The organism is Intestinimonas timonensis (assembly GCF_900626145.1).
Taxonomy (GTDB): domain Bacteria; phylum Bacillota; class Clostridia; order Oscillospirales; family Oscillospiraceae; genus Intestinimonas; species Intestinimonas aquisgranensis.
This window is the reverse complement of the sequence record NZ_LR130836.1, coordinates 1-7,499: the sequence shown is the minus strand read 5'-3', so window position 1 is coordinate 7,499 and position 7,499 is coordinate 1. Positions and strand designations below refer to the sequence as shown.

At 49.7% G+C, this 7,499-nt stretch carries 12 protein-coding genes and 1 pseudogene; all 13 read right to left on the bottom strand.

Translation table 11 applies throughout. The annotated features are described in order from the left end of the window. Positions 1-46: 46 nt before the first annotated feature. Entirely contained in the window at positions 47-205 is a 159-nt protein-coding gene (locus tag E0E29_RS17855) for a transposon-encoded TnpW family protein (RefSeq protein ID WP_002593332.1), read from the bottom strand. A 142-nt stretch (positions 206-347) separates the two neighbouring features. After that, complete coding sequence (locus tag E0E29_RS17850) at positions 348-2,219, bottom strand: AAA family ATPase (RefSeq protein WP_130851093.1); 1,872 nt, start codon at positions 2,217-2,219, stop codon at positions 348-350. 11 nt (positions 2,220-2,230) lie between these two features. Further along, the gene (locus E0E29_RS17845) at positions 2,231-2,533 is read right to left on the bottom strand and encodes a hypothetical protein (RefSeq protein WP_024729653.1); all 303 of its coding nucleotides are present in this window, start codon (positions 2,531-2,533) and stop codon (positions 2,231-2,233) included. Next, complete coding sequence (gene mobQ, locus E0E29_RS17840; RefSeq protein ID WP_112148174.1) at positions 2,530-4,026, bottom strand: MobQ family relaxase; 1,497 nt, start codon at positions 4,024-4,026, stop codon at positions 2,530-2,532. The genes E0E29_RS17845 and mobQ overlap by 4 nt, the downstream gene beginning before the upstream one ends. Continuing rightward, complete coding sequence (locus E0E29_RS17835; protein ID WP_118667885.1) at positions 3,992-4,351, bottom strand: DUF3847 domain-containing protein; 360 nt, start codon at positions 4,349-4,351, stop codon at positions 3,992-3,994. Before E0E29_RS17835 ends, mobQ begins: the two co-directional genes overlap by 35 nt. A 44-nt stretch (positions 4,352-4,395) precedes the next feature. Continuing rightward, positions 4,396-4,581 carry a hypothetical protein gene (locus E0E29_RS17830; RefSeq protein ID WP_005944784.1) on the bottom strand — a complete coding sequence of 62 codons (186 nt, stop codon included), beginning with the start codon at positions 4,579-4,581 and terminating at the stop codon, positions 4,396-4,398. Positions 4,582-4,704: 123 nt separating this feature from the next. Then, positions 4,705-4,959 (bottom strand): DUF3592 domain-containing protein, encoded by a 255-nt coding sequence (locus tag E0E29_RS17825; RefSeq protein WP_130851092.1) that lies wholly within the window; start codon positions 4,957-4,959, stop codon positions 4,705-4,707. A gap of 21 nt (positions 4,960-4,980) precedes the next feature. Further along, a pseudogene (locus tag E0E29_RS18935) lies at positions 4,981-5,088 on the bottom strand (helix-turn-helix transcriptional regulator); the annotation flags it as partial. Continuing rightward, positions 5,064-5,522, bottom strand: a complete 459-nt coding sequence (locus E0E29_RS17815; protein ID WP_130851091.1) for a DUF6591 domain-containing protein — start codon at positions 5,520-5,522, stop codon at positions 5,064-5,066. The pseudogene E0E29_RS18935 and the gene E0E29_RS17815, both read right to left, overlap by 25 nt. A 2-nt stretch (positions 5,523-5,524) precedes the next feature. Further along, positions 5,525-5,983 carry an HAAS signaling domain-containing protein gene (locus E0E29_RS17810; RefSeq protein ID WP_130851090.1) on the bottom strand — a complete coding sequence of 153 codons (459 nt, stop codon included), beginning with the start codon at positions 5,981-5,983 and terminating at the stop codon, positions 5,525-5,527. Continuing rightward, positions 5,980-6,339 (bottom strand): PadR family transcriptional regulator, encoded by a 360-nt coding sequence (locus tag E0E29_RS17805; protein ID WP_117805437.1) that lies wholly within the window; start codon positions 6,337-6,339, stop codon positions 5,980-5,982. Before E0E29_RS17805 ends, E0E29_RS17810 begins: the two co-directional genes overlap by 4 nt. Positions 6,340-6,496: 157 nt before the next feature. Next, a complete protein-coding gene (locus E0E29_RS17800) occupies positions 6,497-6,841 on the bottom strand; it encodes a TnpV protein (protein WP_130851089.1) in 345 nt (114 codons plus the stop codon). After that, positions 6,838-7,499 (bottom strand): DUF4368 domain-containing protein (locus tag E0E29_RS17795; protein ID WP_130851088.1); only part of this gene is annotated, 662 nt, incomplete at its 5' end. The genes E0E29_RS17800 and E0E29_RS17795, both read right to left, overlap by 4 nt.

The window sequence follows — 7,499 nt, the reverse complement described above, 5'->3', positions numbered from 1 at the left end:
CCAGAGACGAAAAGTCAAGGACTTTTTCATCAAATTCAAAAAGAAGTCACATTTTGCGGACTTCCTCACGGAGCAGACGCTTGATTTTGTCCTCCATTGTCTCCTTGGCGGTCTCGCTGAAATGCACACGGACGATATAGGTTGTCTTGCCGATCTGCTTTCTCACAGTCGGGCAAGGGGTACTGTTGGTTGCGGTATTGTTCATTCAAAATCCTCCTGTAAATGAAAAATGCCCGGTGACTGTTCATCATCGGGCGGTGTCGGTATGATGGAACAAGGCAAGGCGGCAACATTAAGGTATCTATAAAAACCTTGCCGTCTTTGCCACGCTTGCCGTGTTCCTGTTGTCAGTTTCGGAGATAGCAGACCCATGCTGTGCCGTCTTTCTCGGTCACAAGCCTGTCTCCGATACGGCTTTTTGCCGTTCTCATGGTGCGTGAGGAAATCCCACGCTCATTGACTGCCTTTTCCAGCTCTGCGCTCGGCATACGCTTTCCGTCTGCCAGCAGTTCCAGTATCAGTGCTTCTGCCTGTGCGGTCTTGCTTTCGGTCTTGGCGGTGTCTGTCCCGGCAAGAAGCTCGTCAGCGGTAATGTCATAAGCTCCTATCCATTCAAAGCCTTTCTCGTCTCCCAGAGAAAAGGCAAGGGACTGTCCGGGCGGCGCAAGGGAGCTTTTCTCATGGATAAGCACCCTCGTTGTGGGGCTGTCCTTCAGCTTACCGATAAAGAGCAGACTGCGGACTGCCGCCGTAATGTCGATAGACCCCAATCCCCGGTAGGTGCTTTGCGTTCCTGCGGCTTTGTTCAGGTGTCCAATCAGCACGATAGCGCACCCGGTAGCCTGTGCAATGTCTCCCAGACTGCGGAATATCGGGCGCACCTCGTTTGCCCTGTTCATGTCCACATCTGTGCCCAGAAACGCCTGTACCGGGTCAATGATAACCAGCCTTGCGTTGTTTTCCCGGATTGCCCTTGCTATGCGCTCATCGGCAAGGGTCAGCGGTGTGTCCCTATCGTCAATGACAAGCACTCTTTCAAGGTCTGCTTCCGCTTCCATCAGTCGGGGCTTGACGGTATCGCCCAGACCGTCCTCTGCGGTCTGGTAGATGATGTTGAAAGGCTCAAGGGTCTCCATACCGGGTAAAGGCTTTCGGTTGGTACAAGCCGCCGCAAGACGCATGGCAAAGTAGGTCTTGCCCTCGCCGGGGTTGCCCTGTATAATCGTCAGCTTTCCAAAGGGGATATAGGGAAACCATAGCCAATCCACGCTCGTCAGCTCCACATCTGCCATGCGGAGCATGGGAACAGGCTGGGCGGTGGGCAGCTCTCGCAGCGTGATTGTTTCGGCTATGAATTTGCGGCTGGGAATGTCCCCTTGCTGACGGAGAACATCGTTCCAGTCTTTCCTTGCCGGGACAAGGCGAATGACGGCGATCTCGCCGGGAATGGACTGTGCCAGTCGGGTACAGGCTTCGCTTCCTGCGGTGTCGCTGTCAAGGCAGAGGAACACTTTTCGGGTGTCCTTGCGTTCAGAAAGAAAACGGTCAAGGGCTTTGCCCGAAACGCCGCCCAGGGCAAGATAGCTCCTTGTCTGCCAGTCCTGCGGATAAAGGCAGATGAACGATAACAGGTCAATCGGCGCTTCAAAGACAAAGAGCTGATTGCCGTTCCCCTCATAGCGGAATGGATAGGACTTGTCAGACCCGGCAATGTCCTGCCTGAATGGGTCTGCCGTTCCTCGCACATGGGCGTATCTCGGCGTACCGCTTCGGTCTCTGCCGACAAACACAACATTGTGCCGTTTTACGTCCTCGTAAATATCCCCGGAAAGAAGAAAAGCCTCAACAAGCGTTTTGTTGAGACCTCGGCTTTCTGTGAGATATTGGATTGCTCTGTCGGCTGTCCTGTTGTGCAAGGGCAAGTGAAACGCTGTGGGCGGTGCTGTGCTGGCTTCGCTCTGTCCCTCACCGCTTTCGCCGGTTAAGAGCTGGACAGCTTCGGGAAAGGACTTGCCGTAAAACTCCATGACAAAATCAATGGGATAGCCGCCCTTGCTCTGGCTGTGGCGAAACCACTTGTTTCCCCGGACGGTCAGGCTGTCATGTTCTTTCCAGCGGTATTCCCGTCCGCTTTTGATAAGCGTCTCTCCCTGTGTGCGGAGAAAATCTTCCAGACTGACGGCGTTTGCCCTGTCGATCTGTGCTTGGGTGTACTGCATGGGCGTCCTCCTTACTTCTTGAAAACAGCGCATCGTCTGCAAATGCCATGCTCACGCTCGTCCAGCGTGTAGGGGCAGTTCGCACATTCCTCGCCGTACTGTCTCATGATAACAGGCAGATAGCCCAGCTCCTGCAACATATCAATCTGGCGGTCGGTGAGGGTGGCTTCAAAGGCAAGGCATTTCCGGGTGTGTTCGTCCAGCTCGATCAGGTCGGAAAGCGGTCTGCCATCGGTCAAAGCTTCTCCGCTCAAAAGGCGTTTTGCCGTTCTGCGGATGGGGTTGTACTCGTTCTTCCAGTCGTATTTTTTCATCGTGTCATATCCTCCTTTTTGTGTCGTGTTTTGGGTCGATTTTGGAGCTTTTGTTCCTCTGTACGCTCGTTAAATCGGGCGGCAGTATCTACGCATGACTTGACCTTCCAAAGACGGTGTAAATCGTCTCTGACGGTCTTAAACTCGCCATAGGTGGTGTTGTGCGCCTGTTCCAGCTCGTCATACTCTTCGGTCAGCTTTTTCATATCCACCTTGCCGTCCGGGAACTCTCCGGTCAGCTTGCGTCTGGCGGCGTAGAACTGTTTCAGTTCCGTTTCATGCTCTGCCTTGTACTTGGCTCTGGGCTTCTCAAACTTGATTTTCTGCAAGCCGTCATAGACAGGCTTCAAGCTCTGGAAAGCAGCGGAGCTGTCATAGAGCTGCTTAATTGCTTTCATTCGGGCGGTCTGTTCGTCCAGCGTTTTCTTCAAGCTCTCTGTGGTAGCACTGTGTTCGCTGACACGGTGTTCCAAATCTTCAAGGGAATAAATGCCGTTTGCCCGGAGATAATTGAAAGTCTCGTTCATCTCCTTTAGATTGCTGACCTTGCCTTTCTGCGAATACGCCCCGGCTCTGCGCTGGGTGTAATAGGCGTTCAGCAGAGAAACAAGGTCGGGTGCCTGCGGCTTGGCAAGCTCTGCTTTTGCTTCGGCAATCCAATCGAACAGGAGAGCGATTTTCTTCTTGATGTCCCGGATAACGGCATTGGTTGCCTTGATCCAGCGGTTGAACTCGCCCTTCTCGGTGCGTATGCCTTTCTTCTCCATTGCCCGGACGGTTGCGCCCTCGTGGACGGTGGGAAGAAGCTCCACGCCCTGACGCTCATAGCTTCGGTGGTCGATACGAACGTCAAGCCCCTTTTCCGCAAACTTGGCGTTACATAGCTCCGCCCATGTCTGCCGCCAGTATTCCAGCGTTTCGGGACTGCCCCAGTCGGTAGTGGGAACGGCGTTGAAAACAAACTCGCCGTTCTGGTCCCGGATACGGTTGCCGTCCTCGTCCAGCTCATACACCCGGCGTTGCTTTAGCCCCCATTTGCCGTTCTGCTCGATGGGGCGGATAGGGCAAAGCACATGAAAATGTGGATTGGGTATGCCGCCGTCCTCCCGGTCTGGCTGGTGTACGGCGAAGTCAACCACCATGCCCCGGCTCACAAAGTTCTCCAATAAAAATTGCCTTGCAAGAGCGATGTTTTCCTCAAGGGAAAATTCATTCTGCAAGGCAATGTCAAAGCTGTATGCAAGCTGGGCGTTCTTTCCACGCTCGGCTTTTTCCACGGCGTTCCATAGGGTCTGGCGGTCTGCGTATTCGGGCGGTGCATGGGACGGCAGGAGAATGTCGGAGCAGATCACGCCGCCCTTGCGGGTGTAGTCGCTGTATTCGCCGTAATACTCGCTATACAGTCGCTCCCCGGCTCGGTAGGCGGCAGAAGCGATAGCGGACTGTCCTGCGCTTCGCTTAGTCTGCGTGACGCTCAGATGAAATAGTGCCATCGGCTTTCAACTCCTTTTCTCTGTTTGCTTGGCTGATATGGGTAATCGCCATGTGACGGACGGCTCGCTGGACTTCGGACAGGGAAAAGATGTGTTCCATCAGCTCTGTCATTTCGGTGCGTGTGAGATCTTTGACCTCCGGGGCAAGGCTCTCAATCGTGCCGCCCAGATTGCAAAGACGATGGGTGCGTTTCTGCCTTTCGCCTTTCTCCAGATACTTCTTTCTGTTCTCAAGACGGTTGAGCTTGTGCTGTTCCTGTGCAAGCTGCGTCTCGGCTCGTTCCTTTTCGGCTCGGAGCTGGTCGAGGGTTTTCGGTTTTGTCATTGGGATTGACCTCCTTTTTTGATTTTGGGGATAAAAAAAGACCGTCAACTTTTCGCATAGTGCGACCAGTCAACGGTCAGTTTTTCGGTATTCAGTTTTTCAAACTTGCTGGCGGCGAACAGCATTTTATGCTGTTTGCGGACGGCAAGTCCACAAGGGATAGCCGCTTTAGCGGCGCAAGGGGGTGTAGCCACCTTGACGGAACGAAGTGACGCAACATTCTCGGTCAAGCAGTTTTCTTCTGCTGACGGAGAATGAAGCTCCGCAGGACGCACGATACTCCCGATAGGAGAGTATAGAAGTGCGCCCTTTAGTTCCTAAAGGGATTTTTCGTTCTCGTCATCTGAATGCTTTTACAATATTCTCGCTTTGGATGGCTTGTCGGAATTATACATCACTTGAACATTACTCCCTACCTTGGGAACAGGGTCACCGGCGTTAATCCATTTTCTTTTTGTGTACGCCTTTCCATCTACGGTGTATTCAATTTTAATGATGTAAGGAAATTCAGCACCATCCAGTGTGTGCAATCTCATGGGTTTTCTGTTGACCTTTAACCACCACTGTTTTGTTGCAGCGATCACAATTCCTGTTGTTTGCTTATCCATAAATATCCTCCTTATGTTCTTTTAGAAGAAGAACAATTCTTCAAATTTTTTATCTAAGGCTATGCACAAAATCAACGCCAGCTTTGCAGTCGGATTGAATTGCCCTATTTCGATTGAACTAATCGTATTTCAAATGAAACATAAATTGTTAAATTATCAGGTATGTAGCTGATACTTAAACCTTTTTCTCCATTTGATAGGAGTGTTCCGACAGAAACATAGTTTTCTCCTTTGATTTTCTCTGACACATTCTCAACTACTGAAAAGCCCTCTTGTATCAAAAGTTCCATGTAGTTATCATAGTCATTTTCGTCTATACCTGCAATACTGATACTGAAATTTCCGTGTTCTGTATCAAGCATAGCCCATGCAACTGTGCCAGTTGGAACGGGAAGTCCCTCAGTATATTCATTGACTGGCCATTCTCCCTCATCAAGCCTAATAATACCTTCAGATTGCGAATTGCTTGCGTCTCCTGTGTCTTTGGGTGGTGTTTTTGGGGCGGAGCAAGCAGTCAATGACAATATAAGCAAAATTGCAATTCCCGGAATAAATCTTTTCATAGTTACCTCCTATTGTTGTGGACAGCTCTGATAATCTGAATTGTGGCAAATGCAAAAGCGATTATGCCAACCAATAAAATAATTTGAGAAGCATCAAAAATAAAATCACCACTAACCTGAATGTTTGTCATTGCGTCTGCTTGCCCGATTGCTCCTTCCGGCACTTTACCAGACTTTGCAGTAGCATAAATTAAAAAAGCAACAATAGCTACCACAAGGGAAATGACACTTGAAATGATCCATTTCCGTTTCTTTGGGACGGAATTATCAATTCCAAACTGTTCTGCTGTGCTGTTAGCAAATTCTTGCGGCGTTCCAAGCCTTTCGATTACCTGTTGTTCAGTTTCTCCATGCTCCACGGCAGAATTAAATATTTCATTCAAGTCACGCACAACCTCGGTTTTGGCTTTGCGTGATAAATTTAATTCCTTTTCAACCTGCCTTATGTATTGCTCCTTCATTCTGAGACCTCCGTTTGTTGATAGGTGGCGATAAAGCTATTTACACAATCCGTATAGCTGGACCAAAACGTAATCAATTCCTGTAAAACTTCCTTTCCTTTAAGAGTAAGGGAGTAATATTTTTTTGATCCGCCATTAGCAGCCGCTGGTGCCAAACGACATTGAATTAGTTCCGCTTCTTGTAAGCGATACAGAATAGGGTAAATCGTTCCCTCTTTTGCATATCCTAAGACAGATGCACTGCTATTTAACTCTGTGATTATTTCATAGCCATAGGTCTCTTTGCGCCCGATTAAGGATAATAGTATCATTTCAAGAGAGCCTTTTTTGAATTGTTGCACATATTTGTTATCCATAATCTTCACCACACTTTAGTTCTGCTGATTAGCGTTGCTAAATAGCAAAACTAATTATACTCATACTCGGTGCCTTAGTCAATAGACTCCTTGAAAAAGTTACAGTTTGTTCAAGCGTTTGAGCGCCCGAACATTTTTCGTCCGGGCGCTCTCAGTATCAGTCATAAATCAGCTCAAACTTCACAATCTCCTCTGCCTGTGCCTTGCAAGCGTTCATCTGCCGCACCCATTCCATTTGGTTTTCGGCTTTCAGTTGCTCGGTCACGCCGTTTTGCTCTGCCAGTGGCCGCACGATCAGCTCTATGCGGTTTCGTGCAGCTTCGTCAATCTCGGCGCAATGCTCAAAGAGCTTGTCGGATAGTACCAGCTCATTGAACAGTATCGGACGGTGCATTTCCAGATACGCCTTACGAAGTCTGCCGTAGTGTCCGAGGGGCTTGGTCTTGCGGATAACGATGTTCGGGATAAGATAATCGCCGTTCTGTGTGTAAGTGATATTCATGCTATTTGTACTCCTTTCATCGGCTCTCTCTGAGGTAAACTGCTGACAGGGACGAACACTCCCTTTGCAATGTCCTCCGCACGAATGGCGGCTTTCTTAGCTTCGATTTCTGCCTTTTTCCGCTTTTTGATTTTGTCCTCGTATCGCTTCTGCGCTCCGCTGGCTTTCCGCTTCAAGTAGTTCTGATGAAGCCTGTCCTTGCGTTCCTCACGCTTGCGGATTTCCTCTAATTCTTCCGGGGTCAGCTCCACTTCTCCAAACGCCGGGGGAACGAATCGCCCAACGAAATTGAAGTAAATCTCGACCTCCTGTGTGGTCTGTATACTGCCTTTGCGGTTACGCTCATGCACAAGAATTTTCTCGATAAACTCGTTGAGCATGGCAATGGTCAGCTTGTCGAAGTTCTCATACTTATCAATCAGAGCGATAAAACGGTCAGCGTCCTTTTCGTGCGTTTCATAGCTCTTGATAGCCTTTTCCAGAGCAGAGATTTCAGCGGTAAGCTCGGACTGTTCCTTTTCGTATTGAGCGTCCAGAGTGGCGTATCTGCTGTCGGACAGCTTGCCTAAAATGTTGTCCTCATAGATTTTGCAGAGCAGGACTTCCAGCTCGGAAACTCTCTGCTTTGCTGTGGCAAGGCGTGTCCGCTGTTTCCTGA